20 protein-coding genes and 1 pseudogene are annotated in these 19,713 nt (G+C 67.6%); 12 read left to right on the top strand and 9 right to left on the bottom strand.

Annotated features, from left to right (window positions below):
* Positions 1 to 141: 141 nt before the first annotated feature.
* Complete coding sequence (locus U0R18_RS07740; RefSeq protein ID WP_526367640.1) at positions 142 to 1,590, bottom strand: NAD-dependent succinate-semialdehyde dehydrogenase; 1,449 nt, start codon at positions 1,588 to 1,590, stop codon at positions 142 to 144.
* Positions 1,591 to 1,681: 91 nt separating this feature from the next.
* On the opposite strand from U0R18_RS07740, the gene pgi reads away from it, so the two are divergent.
* Positions 1,682 to 3,322 carry a glucose-6-phosphate isomerase gene (gene pgi / locus U0R18_RS07735; protein ID WP_526367639.1) on the top strand — a complete coding sequence of 547 codons (1,641 nt, stop codon included), beginning with the start codon at positions 1,682 to 1,684 and terminating at the stop codon, positions 3,320 to 3,322.
* Between the two features lie 82 nt (positions 3,323 to 3,404).
* Here pgi and U0R18_RS07730 read toward each other — a convergent pair whose 3' ends face one another.
* Entirely contained in the window at positions 3,405 to 3,821 is a 417-nt protein-coding gene (locus U0R18_RS07730) for a hypothetical protein (protein WP_526367638.1), read from the bottom strand.
* 43 nt (positions 3,822 to 3,864) lie between these two features.
* Positions 3,865 to 4,614, bottom strand: a complete 750-nt coding sequence (locus tag U0R18_RS07725) for an SDR family oxidoreductase (RefSeq protein ID WP_526367637.1) — start codon at positions 4,612 to 4,614, stop codon at positions 3,865 to 3,867.
* A gap of 17 nt (positions 4,615 to 4,631) precedes the next feature.
* On the opposite strand from U0R18_RS07725, the gene U0R18_RS07720 reads away from it, so the two are divergent.
* Positions 4,632 to 5,228: a chorismate mutase gene (locus U0R18_RS07720; RefSeq protein WP_526367636.1), complete on the top strand. Its 597-nt coding sequence runs from the start codon at positions 4,632 to 4,634 to the stop codon at positions 5,226 to 5,228.
* Here the strand turns inward: U0R18_RS07720 and U0R18_RS07715 are convergent.
* Complete coding sequence (locus U0R18_RS07715) at positions 5,221 to 5,688, bottom strand: zinc finger domain-containing protein (RefSeq protein WP_526368253.1); 468 nt, start codon at positions 5,686 to 5,688, stop codon at positions 5,221 to 5,223. The genes U0R18_RS07720 and U0R18_RS07715 overlap by 8 nt on opposite strands.
* A gap of 159 nt (positions 5,689 to 5,847) precedes the next feature.
* A pseudogene (locus tag U0R18_RS07710) lies at positions 5,848 to 6,084 on the bottom strand (DNA-formamidopyrimidine glycosylase family protein); the annotation flags it as partial.
* A gap of 71 nt (positions 6,085 to 6,155) precedes the next feature.
* On the opposite strand from U0R18_RS07710, the gene U0R18_RS07705 reads away from it, so the two are divergent.
* Positions 6,156 to 6,608 carry a TetR/AcrR family transcriptional regulator gene (locus tag U0R18_RS07705; RefSeq protein ID WP_526368252.1) on the top strand — a complete coding sequence of 151 codons (453 nt, stop codon included), beginning with the start codon at positions 6,156 to 6,158 and terminating at the stop codon, positions 6,606 to 6,608.
* On the opposite strand, the gene cobF is transcribed toward U0R18_RS07705, so the two are convergent.
* Positions 6,585 to 7,328: a precorrin-6A synthase (deacetylating) gene (gene cobF / locus U0R18_RS07700; protein ID WP_526367635.1), complete on the bottom strand. Its 744-nt coding sequence runs from the start codon at positions 7,326 to 7,328 to the stop codon at positions 6,585 to 6,587. The genes U0R18_RS07705 and cobF overlap by 24 nt on opposite strands.
* A gap of 120 nt (positions 7,329 to 7,448) precedes the next feature.
* Between cobF and U0R18_RS07695 the strand changes: the two genes are divergently transcribed.
* Both U0R18_RS07695 and U0R18_RS07690 read left to right on the top strand, forming a co-directional pair.
* A complete protein-coding gene (locus U0R18_RS07695) occupies positions 7,449 to 8,348 on the top strand; it encodes a diiron oxygenase (protein WP_526367634.1) in 900 nt (299 codons plus the stop codon).
* Positions 8,345 to 8,980 carry a DUF4873 domain-containing protein gene (locus tag U0R18_RS07690; protein WP_526367633.1) on the top strand — a complete coding sequence of 212 codons (636 nt, stop codon included), beginning with the start codon at positions 8,345 to 8,347 and terminating at the stop codon, positions 8,978 to 8,980. The genes U0R18_RS07695 and U0R18_RS07690 overlap by 4 nt, the downstream gene beginning before the upstream one ends.
* Here the strand turns inward: U0R18_RS07690 and U0R18_RS07685 are convergent.
* On the bottom strand, positions 8,975 to 10,147 hold the full coding sequence (locus U0R18_RS07685) for an MFS transporter (protein WP_526367632.1): 1,173 nt from the start codon (positions 10,145 to 10,147) through the stop codon (positions 8,975 to 8,977). The genes U0R18_RS07690 and U0R18_RS07685 overlap by 6 nt on opposite strands.
* A gap of 136 nt (positions 10,148 to 10,283) precedes the next feature.
* On the opposite strand from U0R18_RS07685, the gene U0R18_RS07680 reads away from it, so the two are divergent.
* Positions 10,284 to 10,751, top strand: a complete 468-nt coding sequence (locus tag U0R18_RS07680; protein ID WP_526367631.1) for a DUF2231 domain-containing protein — start codon at positions 10,284 to 10,286, stop codon at positions 10,749 to 10,751.
* A 4-nt stretch (positions 10,752 to 10,755) separates the two neighbouring features.
* Positions 10,756 to 11,625 carry a TIGR03619 family F420-dependent LLM class oxidoreductase gene (locus tag U0R18_RS07675; protein ID WP_526367630.1) on the top strand — a complete coding sequence of 290 codons (870 nt, stop codon included), beginning with the start codon at positions 10,756 to 10,758 and terminating at the stop codon, positions 11,623 to 11,625.
* A 66-nt stretch (positions 11,626 to 11,691) separates the two neighbouring features.
* Here the strand turns inward: U0R18_RS07675 and U0R18_RS07670 are convergent, their stop codons facing one another.
* The gene (locus tag U0R18_RS07670; protein ID WP_526366064.1) at positions 11,692 to 12,939 is read right to left on the bottom strand and encodes an IS30 family transposase; all 1,248 of its coding nucleotides are present in this window, start codon (positions 12,937 to 12,939) and stop codon (positions 11,692 to 11,694) included.
* Positions 12,940 to 13,163: 224 nt separating this feature from the next.
* On the opposite strand from U0R18_RS07670, the gene U0R18_RS07665 reads away from it, so the two are divergent.
* From U0R18_RS07665 to rnhA, 3 genes are read left to right on the top strand one after another with little or no spacing between them, the layout of a single operon-like run.
* Positions 13,164 to 15,041 carry a propionyl-CoA synthetase gene (locus U0R18_RS07665; protein WP_526367629.1) on the top strand — a complete coding sequence of 626 codons (1,878 nt, stop codon included), beginning with the start codon at positions 13,164 to 13,166 and terminating at the stop codon, positions 15,039 to 15,041.
* A gap of 2 nt (positions 15,042 to 15,043) precedes the next feature.
* The gene (locus tag U0R18_RS07660) at positions 15,044 to 15,712 is read left to right on the top strand and encodes a VOC family protein (RefSeq protein ID WP_526367628.1); all 669 of its coding nucleotides are present in this window, start codon (positions 15,044 to 15,046) and stop codon (positions 15,710 to 15,712) included.
* Positions 15,705 to 16,235: a ribonuclease HI gene (rnhA, locus tag U0R18_RS07655; protein WP_526367627.1), complete on the top strand. Its 531-nt coding sequence runs from the start codon at positions 15,705 to 15,707 to the stop codon at positions 16,233 to 16,235. Before U0R18_RS07660 ends, rnhA begins: the two co-directional genes overlap by 8 nt.
* Before the next feature lie 6 nt (positions 16,236 to 16,241).
* Here rnhA and U0R18_RS07650 read toward each other — a convergent pair whose 3' ends face one another.
* Positions 16,242 to 18,479 carry an ATP-dependent DNA ligase gene (locus U0R18_RS07650; RefSeq protein ID WP_526367626.1) on the bottom strand — a complete coding sequence of 746 codons (2,238 nt, stop codon included), beginning with the start codon at positions 18,477 to 18,479 and terminating at the stop codon, positions 16,242 to 16,244.
* Positions 18,480 to 18,513: 34 nt separating this feature from the next.
* Between U0R18_RS07650 and U0R18_RS07645 the strand changes: the two genes are divergently transcribed.
* Both U0R18_RS07645 and ku read left to right on the top strand, forming a co-directional pair.
* Positions 18,514 to 18,771, top strand: coding sequence for a hypothetical protein (locus U0R18_RS07645; RefSeq protein ID WP_526367625.1), 258 nt, complete (start codon positions 18,514 to 18,516; stop codon positions 18,769 to 18,771).
* A gap of 20 nt (positions 18,772 to 18,791) precedes the next feature.
* The gene (gene ku / locus U0R18_RS07640; RefSeq protein WP_526367624.1) at positions 18,792 to 19,697 is read left to right on the top strand and encodes a non-homologous end joining protein Ku; all 906 of its coding nucleotides are present in this window, start codon (positions 18,792 to 18,794) and stop codon (positions 19,695 to 19,697) included.
* Positions 19,698 to 19,713 lie beyond the last annotated feature (16 nt).

Here is a 19,713-nt window from a genome sequence, read left to right as displayed (position 1 = left end):
ATGGTCGCATTGCGCCCCGGACCCGACGGTGTCCCGATCGCCGGGCCTCGTGCTCGCAGAACCACGCCGCTCGCCGAACCCGACGAAAGGGCGCGGTCCACTCGAACTTTCCCACCCGTACGTACCTTTCGGCGTATGGGGTTACTGGGTCAGGGCGATGTACTTGGTGTCGAGATACTCCTCGATGCCCTCGACACCGCCCTCGCGGCCGAACCCGGATTCCTTGATGCCGCCGAACGGTGCCGCGGCATCCGAGATGACGCCACGATTGACGCCGACCATGCCCGACTCGATGGATTCGGCGACGCGCAGCGCGCGGTCCAGCGACTGCGTGTAGATGTAGGACGCCAGGCCGTACTCGGTGTCGTTGGCGGCCCTGATCCCCTCCTCTTCGCTGTCGAATCCGGTGATCGGAGCGACCGGGCCGAACACCTCCTCCTTGAGGATGCGGGCATCCGCGGGCACGTCGGCCAGCACGGTGGCCGGGTAGAAGTGCCCGGCACCCTCGGGCGCGACACCCCCGACGGCCACCGTGGCACCGCGGGCGACGGCGTCGGAGACCAGATCCTCGACCGTGCCGACCTGTTTGGCGTTGATCAGCGGCCCGAGTGTCGAGCCATCGTCCAGACCGTTACCCAGGGTGAACTCCCCCATCCGTTTCACCAGTTTCTCGGTGAACTCGGCGCGCACGGAGTTGGCGACGTGGAACCGGTTGGCCGCGGTGCAGGCCTCGCCGCCGTTGCGCATCTTGGCCAGGATCGCGCCGTCGACGGCGGCATCGACGTCGGCGTCGTCGAAGACGATGAACGGCGCGTTGCCCCCCAGTTCCATCGACGTGCGCAGCAGCTTGTCCGAGGACTGCTTGACCAGCGCCTTGCCCACGCCCGTCGAGCCGGTGAACGTCAGTTTGCGCAGCCGCCCGTCGTCGATGAGCGCAGTGGTCACGTCGCCGGGCCGGGATGTCGGCAGCACCGAGAGCACGCCCTTGGGCAGGCCGGCGTCGTCCATCAGCTTGGCCAGCAGCAGCATGGTCAGCGGGGTCTCCTGGGCCGGCTTGACGATCATGGTGCAGCCCGCGGCCACCGCGGGGCCGATCTTGCGGGTGCCCATCGCCAGCGGAAAGTTCCACGGCGTGATCGCATAGCATTGCCCCACTGGCGATTTGGTCACCAGGATCCGGCCGGTGCCGGCCGGGGCGTGGGTGTAGCGGCCGTCGATGCGCACCGCCTCCTCGGCGAACCACCGGAAGAACTCGGCGCCGTACTTGACCTCCCCGCGGCTCTCGGCCAGCACCTTGCCCATCTCGAGGGTCATCAGCGTCGCGATGTCCTCGGTGTGCGCGCTGATGGTCTCGAACACCGAACGCAGGATCTCGCCGCGGTCCCGCGCCGGGGTCGCCGCCCAGTCCCCTTCCACGGCGGCGGCGGCGTCCAGCGCGGCGATGCCGTCGGCGGCGGTGGCGTCGGCAACGGCGGTGATGACCTCCCCGGTCGCCGGGTTGAGCACGTCGAACGTGGAGGTGCCGGCGCGTTCCGCACCCCCGATCCACAAACCGGTGGGCACTGAGGCGAGCAGCTTGGCGGTATCCATCCGCCCATCCTTGCAAAGGCGGCGGTGTCCCCGAAGCTCGTCGTCGAAATCTGGCCGCTCGTCGGCGTCGCCGCGGCACTAGGGTCAAGACATGATCGCCGAGACGCCCGCCTGGTCCGCCCTCTCCCGTCATTACGAACAGATCGGTGACACGCATCTGCGTGAGTTCTTCGCCGTGGATCCCGACCGCGGCCGCGAACTGACGCTGACCGTGGGCGACCTGTACATCGACTACAGCAAGCACCGGGTGACCCGGGAGACGCTGGACCTGCTGATCGACCTGGCCCGCGCGGCCGGCCTCGAACAGCGGCGCGCGGCGATGTTCGCCGGCGAGCACATCAACACCTCGGAGGACCGCGCCGTCCTGCACACCGCGTTGCGCCTGCCGGTCGGGGCCACCCTGACCGTCGACGGCCAGGACGTCGTCGCCGACGTGCACGAGGTGCTCGGCAAGATGGGCGCCTTCACCGACCGGTTGCGCTCCGGGGAGTGGACGGGTGCGACGGGGCAGGCGATCAGGACCGTCGTCAACATCGGCATCGGCGGTTCGGACCTGGGCCCGGTGATGGTGTACGACGCGCTGCGCCACTACGCCGACGCCGGGATCTCCGCCCGGTTCGTCTCCAATGTCGATCCGGCCGACCTGGTCGCCAAGCTGGACGGATTGGACCCGGCCACAACGCTTTTCATCGTCGCATCGAAGACGTTCTCGACACTGGAGACGTTGACCAACGCGACAGCGGCACGTCGCTGGCTGGTCGGTGCACTGGGCGAGGATGCGGTGAGCAAGCATTTCGTCGCGGTCTCGACCAACGCCAAGCTGGTCGAGGAGTTCGGCATCGACACCGCGAACATGTTCGGCTTCTGGGACTGGGTCGGCGGTCGATACTCGGTGGATTCGGCGATCGGGCTGTCGGTGATGGCGGTCATCGGCCGGGAACGCTTCGCCGAATTCCTGGCGGGCTTCCATCTGATGGACGAACACTTCCGGACGGCCCCACTGACCGCGAACGCCCCGGCACTACTGGGGCTGATCGGACTGTGGTACTCGAATTTCTTTGGCGCACAGTCACGTGCGGTGCTGCCGTACTCGAATGACCTGGGTCGGTTCGCCGCGTACCTGCAGCAGCTGACCATGGAGTCCAACGGCAAGTCGGTGCGGGCGGACGGCTCACCCGTCGACAGCGACACCGGCGAGATCTTCTGGGGCGAACCCGGCACCAATGGTCAGCATGCGTTCTATCAACTGCTGCACCAGGGCACGCGGCTGGTGCCGGCCGACTTCATCGGGTTCAGTCAGCCGGTGGACGATCTGGCCACCGCGGACGGGTCGGGCAGCATGCACGACCTCTTGATGAGCAACTTCTTCGCACAGACCCAGGTGCTGGCATTCGGCAAGACTGCCGAGGAGATCGCCGGGGAGGGAACACCGGCGAATGTGGTACCGCACAAGGTGATGCCGGGCAACCGGCCCTCCACGTCGATCCTGGCGACCCGGCTGACGCCGTCGGTGGTCGGCCAGTTGATCGCCCTCTATGAACATCAGGTATTCACCGAGGGCGTGATCTGGGGAATCGACTCGTTCGACCAGTGGGGCGTGGAGCTGGGCAAGAAGCAGGCGATCGCGCTGTTGCCGGTCATCACCGATGACGCCGCTCCGGCACCGCAGTCGGACAGCTCGACGGACGCGCTGGTGCGCCGTTACCGCGAGGAACGCGGCCGGGCGGGCTGACCTCCCGATCCGCCGAGAGTGAGGTTGTTATCGCGTTCGCCCAGGAAGGGGCGCGAACAACATCACTGTCGGCGACATGAAGTCAGCCGACGGGGATCGTCGCGCAGCCCACGCCGGGGATGCAGCCTGCGGCGCCACCGGGTCCGGCGCTACCGCTGGGGCCGCCCGGAGCCAGGCTGCCGGACGCACCGCCCGGGCCTGCCGTGCCGGCCGGACCACCGGGGATACTGCCGGTCGCGCCGCCGGGACCGGCTGCACCGCCGGGACCGCCCGGGATCACGCCACTGGCACCGCCGGGACCGGCTTCACCGCCGGGGCCGCCGGGGATAGCGCCGGCAGCACCGCCCGGTCCGGCCGTGCCGAGGCTGGCACACGGCGTGCCGTCGGGATTGACGCACGGCGGCGGCATCGGATCGGCCATCGCAACGGGGGTGAAGGCGAGCGTCGCGGCCGCGGCAACGCCCGCGAAAAGTGCGGGAGACAGTTTTGAGTACCTCATGCCGATTCGGCTACCCACTGCGCCCGATCGGATAAACCCCGGTTCAGGCGAACAGCTTGGCGAGCCGGGTGGGGGTCAGTTTCATCAGGGCCACCATCGGGGTCCACGGCCAGCCGGGGACTGCGGCATGACCACGTTCGCCCTCGATGGCGTCGACCATCGCGCGTACGCCGGTGGCGTTGTCCACCATCAGCGAGGTCTTGTTCGCCTTGGCGGTCATCTCCGATTCGATGTAGCCGGGTTCGAGCACCGTGACCCGGATCGGGCCGCGCCCGTATTCGGCCCGCAGCGACTCGCCGAGCGACGACAACCCGGCCTTGCTGGCCGCATACGATGCTTTCACGCCCGGCACCCCCTTGTTGGCCAGCACCGAGGACACCAGCACCAGGTGACCGCGTCCAGAGGCCTTGAACATTTCCAGCGCCGCTTCGATCTGGACAAGGGCGGCAACGAGATTGGTCTCGAGCGTGGCCTTGTTGGCCCACAGTTTGCCCGAACCCAGCGGGGCGCCCTTGCCGATACCGGCGTTGACGATCACCCGGTCGATGCCGCCGAGCGCGTCCGACAGCTCACCGAACACCGTGGGCACCTGGTCGTGATCGTTGACGTCGAGTTCGGCCACGGCGACGGTGATACCGGGATGACGCTGTGTCAGTTCGGCTTTGAGGGCATCCAGACGCTCGGTGCGCCGCGCACACAGGGCCAGGTCGCGACCCTTGGCCGCGAACGCGCGGGCCATGCCCTCGCCCAGGCCTGAACTCGCGCCGGTGATGAGGATCTTCTGCCGGATCATCGGTGCAGCCTATCCGGGTGGACGAAGATGACGGCATGCGTATCCGACTCCTGGTTCCCATCCTCGTTGCAGTTGCCGCCCTCCCGATCGCCCTGCTCATTCCGGCCCCGATGGCTGGGGCGCACCCCGCCGGCGCACTCCACGACCTCGTCGACGCGGCGGCGCTGCGTCTTCAGGTTGCCGAACCGGTTGCCGCGGTCAAATGGCTCGACGGCGGCTCCATCACCGACCCCGCCCGGGCCGCGCAGGTGCTCGACGCGGTCGGCGCCGACGCGGTGGGACACCACGTCGACCCGGGTTACGTGCGGGATATCTTCACCGACCAGATCAACGTCACCGAGGCCATCGAGTACACCCGGTTCGCGCAGTGGAAGTTCGACCCCGCCGGCGCGCCCTCGGCCGCCCCCGACCTGGCGAGTTCGCGGACCCAGATCGACGGATACAACCGCACGATGGTGGAACAGATTGCCCTGCATTGGGATTCGTTGCATTCACCGCAGTGCGTCACCGACCTCGAGGCAGCCCGCGACTCGGTGGTCGCGGCGCGCGGCCTGGACCCGCTCTACCAGCAGGCGCTGACGGCGGCGACGCGCTCCTACTGCCGGATCACTTGAGCAGCTTGGACATTCGCCGGTCGGCGAGAACCTTGCCGCCGGTCTGGCAGGTGGGGCAGTACTGGAAGGACTTGTCGGCGAAGGACACTTCGCGCACCGTGTCTCCGCACACCGGGCAGGGCAGGCCGGTGCGGGCGTGCACCTGCAGCCCGGATCGCTTCTCGCCCTTCAACGTCGCCGCCTGCTGACCGACGGACCGCCGGACCGCATCGGTCAGCACGGTGATCATAGCCTCGTACAGGGCATCCAGTTGCGCGTCGGTCAGCTTGCCCGCGGTGGCGAACGGCGACAGCCGTGCGGTGTGCAGGATCTCGTCGCTGTATGCATTGCCGATCCCGGCGATCACCTTCTGATCGGTGATCACGGTCTTGATCCGGCCCGTATTGCCCGCCAGCACGGCCGCCAGGCCATCGGCGTCCAGCGCGAGCGCATCCGGCCCCAGGGTGGCGATCCCGGGCACCGCGGCGGGATCGGTCACCAGCCAGACCGCGAGCCGCTTCTGGGTTCCCGCCTCGGTGAGGTCGAAACCGGGTGCTTCGCCGGGCGTTCCGAGGTGCACCCGCAAGCCGATGGGCCCCTTGCCCGGTTTGAGCGGGGCTGCGGCCAGCTTCTCCGACCACCGCAGCCAGCCGGCCCGCGACAGATGCGTGATCAGATGCAGATCGCCGACATCGAGGCCGAGGTACTTTCCCCAGCGCGACGCACCGGTCACGGTCTGCCCGTACAGGGCGGTCAGCGGCGGGTCGAAGGTCTTGAGGACCGACAGCGCCGCGACGTCGATGCGACCCACCGGAAGTCCGGTGGCGTGTTGACGCAGATAGTCGGCGAGCGCTTCGACCTCCGGGAGTTCGGGCACGACGTCAAGTCTGCCCGTGAAGTTCGCGGCGTGTCCACCTTGTGCTGACCGGCCCGGACGGCCACGCTGAACTGGTGAATGCTCACGACGAGGCCGACGGCGTCTTCGATCCGGTGGCCCGCTTCCTCCGGTTGCCGTTTCGCACACCGGACTTCATCAACAAGATCGTGCGGGGCAGCATCGACACCACCGGCAAGCGGACGCTGCAGACGCTGATCACCACGTGGGACATCGCCGACGGCGGGCCGTTCGCGGCCAGCGCCATCTCGGCCACCGGAATGGCCAAGACCGTCGACGTGGTCTACGACTACCTGATCGGCCCGGTGTTCGGGCCGATCCTGAAAGCCATTGGTGCCGACCAGATCACCGTCCGCGCGGCACTGTGCGCCACCCAGCTGGTGGGCATCGGTGTGGTGCGCTACGTCGCGCGCGCCGACCCCATTCACTCGATGTCACCGGAGGAACTCGCCGACGCGGTGGCGCCGACGCTGCAGCGCTACCTACTGGGTGACATCACGAAGTAGGTAGGTGTCCATGATCCAGCCGTGGCGGGCGCGGGCCTCGGCACGGAGCCGGAAGATATCGTCGCCGACGTCGCCGACGGTCCCGGACACCAGCAGTTCATCGGTCGTGCCGAGGTAGGCGCCCCACCAGATCCGGGTGGCCGGCGGGCATTCCAGGAACGTGCAGTCCGCGTCGAGCATCACCACTGCCGCGCCGTCCAGGCCGGTTTCCCGCAGCCGCCGGCCGGTGGTGATGAGAACCGGTTCGCCGACATCGTTGAGCGGGATCCGGTGTCGTGCCGTCAGCGCCTGGATGGCGGTGATTCCCGGGACGACGTCGTAGTCGATGTCGATGCGGCGACGCACGAGTTCGAGAATTCGCAGGGTGCTGTCGTAGAGCGACGGGTCGCCCCAGGCCAGAAAGGCACCGACGCCGTCGGGTCCGAGTTCGGCCTCGATGGCGTCGGCCCAGACCGCGGCGCGCGCCTCGTGCCAGTCGGCCACAGTCTGCAGGTAGTCGCCGTCACCGGCCCGTTTGGGGTCCGCCAGTTCGACGAACCGGTAGCCGGGGCGCGAGATGAACCGCTCGCAGATGGTGCGGCGCAACGCGACGAGATCGCTCTTGTGCTCGCCCTTGTCCATCGCGAAGAACACATCGGTGCCGTTGAGCGCGCCGACGGCCTGGGCGGTGACGTAGTCGGGGTCGCCGGCGCCGATGCCGATGACGTGGATGGTCCGCATGTTCCGCAGGGTATGCCACCACCCGATCTGTTCAGCGCGGTACGGTGGCGCGTGCCGTGACTTCGAGTATCCGGTACCGCGGGTATTGACTAATCGGCATTCGCTTCCTACCTTTTGAACATGGCAGCGACGCCCACCACATCGGTGACCCGCGAAGAGTTCTCCGAACGCCTGCTCAGCGGGTCGGTCAAGAAGTCCTACGCCCCGGCGGTGGACATCGACTGGGACGCCCCGATCGATCCGGACAAGTACTTCCTGCCACCACGGATGGTCACGCTGCACGGCACACCCGCCTGGGATGCGATGACCCGTGAACAGCAGATCGAGTTGTCCCGGCAGGAACTGATCAACATCCTCTCGGCGGGAATCTGGTTCGAGAACATCCTCAACCAGGCCCTGCTGCGCGACCTCATGCACAAGAACCCAACCGCCAGCACGACGCACTACGCGCTCACCGAACTCGGCGACGAGACGCGACACATGGTGATGTTCGGAAAGACCATCGCCCGGATCGGTGGAATCCCGGTGCGCCCCAAGCTCTCCCAGCGCATGATAATCAACTCGCTGCCGTTCCTGTTCCGCGGCAGTGTGCTGTGGGCGGCCGCGCTGGTCGGCGAGGAGATCTTCGATTCACTGCAGCGCCAGATCATGGACGACCCCGAACTCCAGCCGATCGTGCAGCGGCTCATGCGAATCCACGTCACCGAGGAGGCTCGGCACATCCAGTTCGCCCGGGACGGATTGCGCAAGGCGGTGCCGACGATGCCGCGCTATCGCCGGATGATCATGGCCAACCTGCACGGCGCCGGCGGCCCGTTCTACCGGATGTTGTTCACTCTGCCGATCCAGTACCACCGGGCTGGTCTGGACGGAGCCGAGATGCGCCGCGCCGCCCGGGCCAATCCGAATTTCCACCGGGCCTGTGTGACGTCGTTCGCGCCGCTGGCCGCGTTCTTCGAGGAGGTCGGTCTGATGGGCCGCGTCGGTCGGCGGATGTGGCGCCGGGCCGGATTCCTGTGACCGTCATCGTCATTCGGGAGGACGGTGACCAGGCGCGGTTCGACAGCAACACCGACACCTGGACGGTCACCCGGGCGGACGGCCGGTCCAGTTCGGCCCGCGCGGTGATCGACGCGCGCCGCTCCGACGACGACGCGGTGGCCGTGCACGGTCTGCCCAACTACTTCCGGATTCCGGGACCGCACATCGAACGCCAGGTCCGCTACGTTGACCGCTGCCTGGAACTCCTGGGCCGATCCGGTTACACCCGGATGGAGGCGAAGTCCCGGATCGTGGTGGGCCGCTGGCGGCCCCAACGGGTGGCCGACCACTTCTATCTCAGCGCAACGGTTTTCGAGGATGGGGACCTCTCCCCGGATCTCTACGATGGGCATGCCGTCCTCACCTTCGGCGACCGGGACATCGCGGTCCGGGCCCGACTCGGGGGCCACGTCGCGGCCATCGACGGGCGTTACCACTGGCGCGGAACCGTCACCGGCGATCTGCCCGACGACGCCCTCAAAGGTCAACGCGCCGTAACCGTTTCGGTCGAGGGCCACGCGGCCCCAGCGCGGCTCGCCGAGCGCACTCCGTGGGGTGGCTATACCGTCACCGGTTCGGGCACACCGCCGTTCCCCATCACCGTCTCATAGCCGGCGGCCGGCAGAGAGCAGCACTGCCGCCAGAACAGCGGCGACACCGCCGGAGATCAGCAGCGGCAGCCGACCGTCGACTCCCCACAGCAGACCGGCCCACACACCCGCGGCCAACACTGCCATCCCGCTGAGCCCCTGGAATACGCCCTGGGCGCTGCCCTGGCAGGAGTCGTCGGCAAGGCGGGAGACCCACGCCTTGCCCACGCCGTCGGTGCAGGCGGTGAACAATCCATAGCTGCCGATCAGCAGCCAGGCGACGCCGCGATCGGCGGTCAGGCCCAGACCCACATAACCGACGGCGAAGAACATGACACCCACGCCGAACACCACCGGCGGTGCGACGCGATCGGCCAGCGCGCCGGCGGGATAGCTGGCCGCCGCGTAGACCAGGTTGTAGGTGACGTAGGCCAGGATGATCTCGACGACGGAGAAGCCGATCTCGTTGAGCCGCAACAACAGCAGCGCGTCGGGGAAGTTGGCCAGGCCGAAGACGACCAGGACCGCGACCGTGCGCCAGTACCGCCGGGGCAGTGCGCCGATATTGGCGAAGATCCGGCGGCGCTCCGGGGCCGGCGGAACCCGGGTTTCCCGGGCCAGGAACACCAGCGCCACGCTGAGCACGGCCGGAACCACTGCGATCCACAGCAGCGGAGCGATCCGGTGGTCCAGCAGTTCGTAGCCGGCGAGCCCGATCAGTGGGCCGAGCACCGCCCCACAGGTATCCATGGCCCGGTGGAACCCGAACACGCGTGCCCGCGCGGTCTCCGGCACGCCGTCGACCAACAGCGCATCGCGCGGTGCGCCACGGATTCCCTTGCCCAGCCGGTCGACGACCCGCCCCGCCAGGACGCCGTGCCACGCCGTCGCCGCGGCGACGACCACCTTTCCCAGCGCCGCCAACCCGTACCCGGTGGCGACCAGCGGGCGTCGCGCGAACCGGTCCGACATCGGGCCCGCACCGAGTTTGGTCAGCGAGGCCGCACCCTCGGCGATCCCTTCGACGGCGCCCACCACGGCGGTCGGCGCACCGAGGACGGCGGTGAGGTAGATGGGAAGCAGCGGATACAACAGTTCACTCGCGGTGTCCTGCAGCAGCGAGACCGCCGACAGCACTTTGACGTTGCGCGTCAGCCAGTGCTGCGCGTCCGCGGCCGAACTGCTCAACGCCGGTGGCCGAGGTCGGGCGCGCGCGACACCCGCTCGGAGATTGCGGTCACTGATGAATTCTTGCGCACGGCGTCCATTACAGTCGCTTGGTACTCGGTGCGACCGTCGCCTTGACCTCTCGGAGAGGACGCCAGTGTCGATGATCAACGGCCTTCCGGCCCACGCCCTGCTCGTGCATTTCGTCGTCGTCCTGGCACCCCTGACCGCAGTGCTGGCGATCCTGTGTGCGGTGTGGCCCGCCGCGCGCCGGCGACTGGTGTGGCTCGTGCTCGCCCTGTCCGTCGCGGTGCTGGCGCTGACGCCGTTGACCACCGAGGCCGGCGAATGGCTCGAACACCGCGTCGGCGAATCACCGGCGGTGGAAACCCACGCGGGCCTCGGTGACACGATGCTCTACTTCGCCATCGCACTGTTGGTGGCCGCGGTGCTCCTCGTGGTGCTGCATCGACGGGAACCGGGCACCGCAGCCGCGGTGATCCTCAGCGTGGTCGTCGTCGTCGCCAGCGCGGCCACCATCGTGCAGGTGGTCCGGATCGGCGACAGCGGGGCACGCGCCACCTGGGGCGATGTCGCGGCGAACCAGCCACAGAACGACGACTAGCGGCATGCGGTTCACATACGCGGAGTCCATGACCGATTCGTCGTTCTACATCCCGCTGGCTCAGGCCGCCGAACGCGCGGGCTTCGATGCGATGACCATCGCCGACAGCGTCGCGTATCCGTTGGAGTCGGACGCGAAGTATCCCTACACCCCCGACGGCGACCGCGAGTTCCTGGACGGCAAGGAGATGATCGAGGCGTTCGTGCTGGCCTCGGCGCTGAGTGCGGTCACCACGACACTGCACTTCAACTTCTTCGTCCTCAAGCTGCCGATCCGCCCGCCGGCCCTGGTGGCCAAGCAGGCCGGCTCGATCGCCGCGCTGTTCGGCAATCGGCTCGGGCTGGGCGTGGGCACCAGCCCCTGGCCCGAGGACTACGACCTCATGGGTGTGCCGTTCGCGCGGCGGGGTAAGCGAATGGACGAGTGCATCGAGATCATCCGCGGCCTGACCACCGGCGAGTACTTCGAATTCCACGGCGAGTTCTACGACATCGCCAGGACCAAGATGACACCCGCGCCCAGCAGGCCGATCCCGATCCTGATCGGCGGCCACGCCGACCTCGCGCTGCGCCGGGCATCGCGCAACGACGGCTGGATGCACGGCGGCGGGCCCGCCGAAGAACTCGACGACCTGCTGGCGAAACTGCAGGAGTACCGCCGGGCGGAGGGCCGCACGGGTGACGACTACCAGGTGCACGTCATCTCGATGGACGCCTACAAGCCCGACGGCATCAGGCGGCTCGAGGACAAGGGCGTGACGGACGTGATGGTCGGCTTCCGGCTGCCTTACATCATCGGCCCGGACACCGAGCCGCTGGAGAACAAGATCCGCAACCTGGAGAAGTACGCCGACAAGGTGATCTCGAAGATGTGAGTCCGCTGAATACCTTCCCGCGAGCGTCCGCCTTTGTACGTCCGCGCCCGGGCGGTTTCAAGCGGTCTATGCAACAAGGGGTGGTTGGGACAGTAGTTCGTTGAGTGCTTCGGCGGGTGTTTTCCAGTTCAGTGTTTGGCGGGGGCGGCCGTTGAGTTCGGCTGCGACGTAGTCGAGGTAGTGCGTGCTGTAGATCCTGAGGTCGGTGCCTTTCGGAAAGTATTGGCGTAACAGGCCGTTGGTGTTCTCGTTGGTTCCGCGTTGCCAGGGCGAGTGCGGATCGCAGAAGTAGATGTCGAGTTCTGCGGCTTTGGCGATCGCTTTGTGGTTGGCCATTTCGATGCCCTGATCCCAGGTCAGTGAGCGCCGCAGGTGCGCGGGCAACTGAGTGATCTTGTCGATGATGGCCTCCTGAACGGCCAGCGCACCGTGATCAGCCGGCAGGTGCAGCAGCATCACGAACCGGGTCTGCCGCTCCACCAGGGTGCCGATCGCCGAGGCCGAGGCCGTGCTGCCCAGGATCAGATCACCCTCCCAATGCCCAGGCACGGCACGGTCAGCGACGGTCGGCGGTCGGTCGGCGATGTTGATCATGTCCGGGATCCGGGTACGCCGGGTGCCCTGCTGATGCTGCGGTCGGCGCACCGCACGTCCGCTGCGCAGACACTGATGCAACTCGCGGCGCAACGCGCCCCTGCCCTGCACGTAAATCGCCTGATAGATCGCCTCAGGGGACACCCACATCTCCGGCTCGTCGGGGAAATCACGGCGCAGCCGCTCCGAGATCTGCCGGGGACTGTGCCGCTGTTCCAGCCGAGTCTGCACCTGCTCACGCAGCCTGTCACTGCCGGCCAGCTTGCGGTCCTTGGGCCGGCTGGCCCGCCGCGCCGCCGCGTCGTGGGCGGCCACCGCGTCGTAGCGCACGGTGGCGCTGTTGCCACTCTGACGGGCCCCGAAGGCCTCCTTGCGCCGATACCCCGACCCGCGGCCGTCATTGTGGTGGCGAGCATTGACATCGAGCTCGTGCTTGATCGTCGAGGCGTGCCGACCCAGGCGTCGGCCGATCGAACGCATCGACTCGTTGCGGCCCACACCGACCTGGATCTGGATACGTTCCTCGAGAGTCAGCCGGGGCCGGGGCCCATCGCTCTTGGGTTTGCCCACATACGGTTTCACCCCACCAGCGTCACGGAACCAGCGCCGCCCGGTATGACCCGACACACCGGCAGCCACCCCAGCTTCAGCGGGCGTCAACCCCGAGCGAACCAACTCCCAGAACTGCCTACGCTTCACACTCGACAGAACTCCAGCCACCGACAACACTCCTCAAACAGAAGGGGTGTTGCAAAGATCCCTGGAAATCGCACCGGCGTGTCCCGTACAGACCCGGCCGCTCGCCGGAGAAATTGGGCTTGTCGGGGGGGTCCAGGGTGACCACCGATGCCACTCGGCGCAGATTCCGGGCCACTCAGAGGTTTGATCTGAACCACGTCACTCATGCCGCCGACGATGGGCGACCGAAGTTGTACGGTGCCCGGATGGGCGCATACCACGACGTGTTCGACCAGAGCATCAGCGATCCGGCCGGCTTCTGGGCCGAGGCCGCCAAGGCAGTCACCTGGACCCGGGAGCCGGAACGCATCCTCGACGACGCCAATCCGCCGTTCTACCGCTGGTTCCCGGATGCCGAACTGAACACGTGCGCCAACGCCCTGGACCGCCACGTGGCCGACGGCCGCGCCGATCAGCCGGCGTTGATCTACGACTCCCCGGTCACCGGCACCAAGCGGGTGTACACCTACGCCGAGTTGCTCGACGAGACCGCCCGGTTCGCCGGCGTGCTGCGCGGCCTCGGTGTGGGCAAGGGCGACCGGGTGGTCATCTACCTGCCGATGATCCCGGAAGCGGTCATCTCGATGCTGGCCTGCGCCCGACTCGGTGCCGTGCATTCGGTGGTGTTCGGCGGCTTCGCCCCGCACGAACTGGCCGTGCGTATCGACGACGTGCGGCCCACCGTCGTGGTCACGGCCTCGTGCGGAATCGAGCCCACCCGCATCGTGGAATACATGCCGATGCTCGAGGACGCCATCGCCATGTGCGCCCATCCGCCGCTGCATTGCGTTGTGGTGCAACGCGACCGGCACCACTGCGACGTCGTGAAGGGTCGGGACGTGGAGTGGCAGGAGGCAATGGCCACCGCCGAGCCGGTCGATGCGGTTCCGGTGGCGGCCACCGACCCGCTGTACGTGCTCTACACCTCGGGCACCACCGGCAAGCCCAAGGGCATCGTCCGCGACAACGGTGGGCACGCGGTGGCGTTGCTGTGGACGATGCGGCATATCTACGACCTGGCCCCGGGCGAAGTGTTCTGGGCCGCTTCGGATGTCGGCTGGGTGGTCGGCCACTCCTACATCGTCTACGCGCCGCTGCTCCTGGGGGCCACCACGGTGCTCTACGAGGGGAAGCCGGTGGGCACCCCGGACCCGGGCGCGTTCTGGCGGGTGATCGCCGAGCACCACGTGAAGGCCCTCTTCACCGCGCCGACCGCGATCCGGGTGATCCGCAAGGAGGATCCGGAGGCCACCCACCTGGCCCACCATGACACGTCGAGCTTGAACTACCTCTTCGTCGCCGGCGAGCGACTCGACCCCGACACCTACCACTGGGCGGCCGATAAGCTCGGGGTGCCGGTGATCGACCATTGGTGGCAGACCGAGACGGGTTGGCCCATTGCCGCCAATCCGATGGGCCTGCAAACACTTCCGATCAAGGCCGGTTCTCCGACAGTGCCGATGCCGGGTTACGACGTGCACATCCTGCACGACGACGGCTACCGGTGCCGGGCCGGCGAGGAGGGTGCGATCTGTATTTCGCTGCCGCTGCCGCCCGGCACCCTGCCGACGCTGTGGGATGCCGACGCGCGCTACGAGGCGTCGTATCTCAGCGAGCACCCCGGCTACTACCTGACCGGCGACGGCGGCCGGATCGACGAGGACGGCTACCTGTTCGTGATGGGTCGCATCGATGACGTGATCAACGTTGCGGGGCACCGGCTTTCCACCGGCGCCATCGAAGAGGTGCTGGCCACCCATCCGGCCGTGGCCGAGTGTGCGGTGATCGGTGTGGCCGACGAGATCAAGGGCCAGGCGCCGCGGGGCTTGGTGGTGCTCAAGGCCGGCGCGTCGGCCGACGGCCTGGCCGAGGACCTGATCGATCTGGTGCGCACCGAGATCGGCGCCGTCGCGGCCTTCCGGTTGGTGGATGTGGTTCCGGCGCTGCCGAAGACACGGTCGGGCAAGATCCTGCGCAAGACGTTGCGCGGCATCGCCGCCGGCCGCGACGAGCCCGTCCCGTCGACCATCGAGGATGCCTCGGTGCTGGACGCGCTGCGGCCCATTCTTGTTGCGCAGGCCTAGGTATGGCGTTGGCCCTCGATGAACTCGAGGTTGCCGATCCGGCCGACGCCTGGACGGCGGCGGGTTTCGAGGTGGGCACGGACGGCGTCTGCCGCGTCGGCGACGTCGGCATCCGGCTGGTCGGTCGACAGCGGGCCACCGGCATTGTCGGGTGGTCGTTGCGCGGGCTCCCACATGACTTCCGGTGCGATGAGCTCGACGGAATCCCGACCACACGATCGACCGCCGGTCCGACGCCGAACGCTCGCGCCGAGCACCGGAACGGCGTGACGTCGGTCGACCACGTCGTGCTGCTGTCACCCGATCTGGACCGCACGGTTGCCTCGTTGGGAGCCGCGGGCGCCCATGCCCGCCGCGAGCGCGACGCGGAACTCGGTGGACGACCCATCCGGCAGGTTTTCTTCCGTATGGGCGAGGTGATCATCGAGGTGGTCGGCACCCCGGGATCCGCGACGCCGGGACCGTCCACCCTGTGGGGAATCACTTTCGCCGTCGCGGACATCGACGCCACCGCTGCGTATTTCGGTGACCGCACCGCGCCGGTGAAGGATGCGATACAGCCCGGCCGCCGGATCACCACATTGCGACACCAGGAGTTCGGGATGTCGGTCCGGACCGCGTTGATCTCTTATCCTCGGCGCATGACCGACGGGACATCGAGCCATGGCTGACGACGTCGTGGTGATCCACACCGACGGCGGATGCCGCCCCAACCCGGGACCCGGCGGCTGGGGCGCGGTGCTGCGGCACCGCGAGCACGTCCGCGAGATGTGCGGCGGCGATTCCGGCCGGACGAGCAACAACCGGATGGAACTGACCGCGCCCATCATGGCGCTCGAGGCCCTCACCAGGCCGATGTCGGTGCACCTCTACACCGACAGCACCTACGTCCGCAACGGCATCACCACGTGGGTGCTGGGCTGGGAACGCAACGGATGGCTGACGGCCGCCAAGCAGCCGGTCAAGAACGTCGATCTATGGCAGCGGCTGCGGGCGGCCCAAGCGCGGCACCGGGTCGAGTGGTTCTGGATCAAGGGTCACGCGGGCGTGGCCGACAATGAGTTGGCCGACGAACTGGCAACCCGCGGTCTGCTGGAGGCCATTGATGGGCCGTCAGCAAAAACCCATCTGCTCAGCGGTTACTGCGAGATCCACTCGCAAAACATGTCGGTGAGCACTGAGCAGATGCAGTAAGAGCGGTCACTCCCGTACGACGTCCGACGGCGCCTTGTCGGGCCGCAACCCACGCCAGCTCGGGTGCCGCAGGTGCCCGTCGCCGGTCCACTCGCCGTAGCGGACCTCGCCGACCAACTCCGGCCGCACGAATGTCACGTTCTTCACATCGACCCGCGAAAGTTGTTTGTTGAAGGGTGATTCGGCGGTTTCCAGCGGCGCCAGAATCCGCCCGAGTTTCGCCAGTTCCTTCTCCGTGAACCCGGTACCGACCCGGCCGACGAAGTCCAGGCCGCCGCGGTTGGGAATCCCCATCAGCAGCGCTCCGATTCCACTGGAGCGCCCGCCCTCGCCCCGGCGCCAACCGCCGATCACGATCTCCTGGGTGTGCCACACCTTGTCCTTGATCCACGCCGACGACCGGACACCCGGCTGATAGATGGAATCCCACTTCTTGGCGACCACGCCCTCCCACCGATGCTTGCGCGAGTACACCAGGGCCGCCATGCCGTCGCCGGGGATCTGTTCGGGAACAATGAGATTCGTCCCCCTGGCGAGCACTTCGAGCAGTGCGCGCCGATCCCGGTACTTGACCTTCAGCAACGAGCGGCCGTCGAGGAACAGCAGGTCGAACGCCCAGAACTCGACCCGCGTCGCACGCGCCCGGTTCTGCAACTCCTCGAAGCTCGGCACACCGGACTCATCGAGGGCGACCACCTCGCCATCGATGATCAGCCGGTGCTCGGCGAGGTCACCGGCGATCGCCGCCAGCTGCGGGAAGTCCGCGGTCATATCGCGTCCACTGCGCGAGCGCAGCCGCAGTTCTCCGCGATCGGATTCGAACAGCAGCCGGTAGCCGTCCCACTTTCCCTCGAAGGCCCACTGCGCCCCCTCGAGGTTGGCCACCGACCCATGCGTCGCCAGCATCGGCGCGATATCTCGCGGCAGCTGCTCGGGCTGCTCCTTGGTGCGGTGCGCCAGCCAGTTCTTGCCGTCGGTCCGGATCAGCGCGTAGCGCCCGGAGATCTGCTGTCCGTGCAACGTCACGATGACTTCGTCCGGTAGCCACTTCTCGGTGTCATACGTACCCGAATCCCAGATCCGGACCTGGCCGCCACCGTACTCGCCGGCCGGGATGGTGCCCTCGAAGCCGCCGTACTCCAGCGGATGGTCCTCGGTCTGCACGGCCAGGTGATTCACCGCCGGTGTGGTCGGCAGGTTCTTCGGCACCGCCCAGGACACCAGCACGCCGGCCCGCTCGAGCCGGAAGTCGTAGTGCAGCCGACGGGCGTGGTGCTCCTGGATGACGAACGTATCATTGTTCCCCGCAACGGGTTTGACGGTGGGAACCGGCTCCGGTGTTTTCCCGGCGTCCCGCTTGCTGCGGTAGACGGTCAGCCGGTCGGGCAGATCGGCGGCCGCGTCGAGGCCGTCGAGCAGGTCGCCATCGCGGGCCACCCGGTCGAGGACCTCGTCGTAGCGCAGCTGTGAAAGGCCGGCACCCTCGATCTCGGCCCAGCTGCGCGGGGCTGCGACGGTCGGTTGGGCACGTCCCCGGAGCGAATAGGGCGCGATGGTCGTCTTCGCCGCACTGTTCTGGCTCCAGTCCACCAGGATCCGGCCCTGTCGCAGGCTCTTCGTCATGGTCGCGGTGACCAGGCTGGGCATCGCCTGTTCGAGTTGCTGTGCAACCCGTTTGGCGAGAGTGGAGGCTCCGCGCGAAGTGACCGGCGAGTCGAAGCGGGCGTAGAGGTGCAGGCCCTTGCTGCCGCTGGTCAGCGGGAAGGTCACCAGGCCGATGTCATCCATGAGATCCCGCACCGCACAAGCCACTTCACACAGCTGGCTCATCGTGACGTCGTCGCCGGGGTCCAGATCGAACACCAGCCGGGTGGCCGGGCCCGGCTCGCCGGAGACGAACCGCCATTGCGGCACATGAACTTCCAGAGCCGCCTGCTGGGCGATCCACGCCAACCCGGCAACGCTGTCGATCACCGGATACGTCGTGGTCCCGGATTTGTGTACGACCGTGCCTCGTTCCAGCCACGCCGGAGCCGACGAGGCCAGTTGCTTCTCGAAGAACTCCGGCCGCTCCACCCCGTTGGGCCAGCGTTTCCGGGTTACCGGCCGGCCCGCGATGTGCGGCACCATCACCGGGGCGATGGCGGTGTAGTAGTCGAAGACATCGGCCTTGGTGGTGCCTGTCGCGGGGTACAGCACCTTGTCGGCATTGGTCAGCGTGACCGTGGGCGCAGACGAATCCATCCCCGACCACGCTATACCTTGGTACCGTTGAATCATGCCGCGCGCGTGGCGCAACCGATGGGTGGCGGCAGGGTCCGGACTCACGGTCGCCTGCGTGATCGTGTGCGCTCCGTCTGCCGGCGCGGATCCACGCGATTGGGTGCCCTGGTGCACCGGCAACGAGACACCCGCCGATTCCAACTGCCGGGCCAATCCATACGACCAGCAGACCAGCAATGCGCCGGGGGCCAACCCCGATGTGCCGCTGGGCCTGACCCCCGGTCTGGATGCCGTTACGGGCCAGTCGCCCTGACCGTGGGCCATACTGGGCCCATGCGCTCCATCTGGAAAGGTTCGATCTCCTTCGGTCTGGTGAACGTCCCGGTCAAGGTCTACAGCGCCACCGAGGACCACGATCTGAAGTTCCATCAGGTGCATGCCAAGGACAACGGCCGGATCCGCTACAAGCGGGTCTGCGAGGTGTGCGGCGAGGTGGTGGACTACAGCGACATCGCGCGGGCGTTCGAGGCCGACGACGGCCGCAGCGTGGTCATCACCGACGAGGACATCGCCACCCTGCCCGAGGAACGCAGCCGCGAGATCGAGGTGGTCGAGTTCGTCCCGGCCGGCGACATCGACCCGATCATGTACGACAAGAGCTACTTCCTCGAGCCCGAGGGAAAGTCGACCAAATCGTATGTGCTGCTTGCCAAGACGCTCGCCGAGACCGACCGCGTCGCGATCGTCCACTTCGCGCTGCGGAGCAAGACGCGGCTGGCGGCGCTGCGGGTGAAGGATTTCAGCAAGCGCGACGTCATGGTGATCACCACCCTGCTGTGGCCCGACGAGATCCGCGATCCCGATTTCCCGGTGCTCGACACCAAGGTCGAGATCAAACCCGCCGAGCTGAAGATGGCCGGCCAGGTGGTCGAATCGATGAGCGAGGATTTCCACCCGGACAACTTCCGCGACGACTATCAGGATCAGCTCAAGGAACTGGTGGCGGCCAAGCTCGAGGGCGACGAGGCGTTCACCGTCGAGGAGAAACCCACCGACCTCGATGAGTCCGATGACGTCTCGGACCTGTTGGCCAAGCTCGAGGCCAGTGTGAAGAAGCGTCAGGGCGCCGCCGCGGCCGACGAGCCTGCACCGGCGAGGAAGGCACCCGCCAAGAAGGCGGCGGCCAAGAAGACGCCCGCCAAGAAGACGGCGGCCAAGAAGACCGCTGCCAAGAAATAGCGTCGCAGCCAACGCG

It is taken from the genome of Mycobacterium sp., assembly GCF_046330795.1.
Lineage (GTDB): Bacteria > Actinomycetota > Actinomycetes > Mycobacteriales > Mycobacteriaceae > Mycobacterium.
The sequence above is the reverse complement of the archived record's forward strand: the minus strand, read 5'-3'. Positions and strand labels throughout refer to the sequence as shown.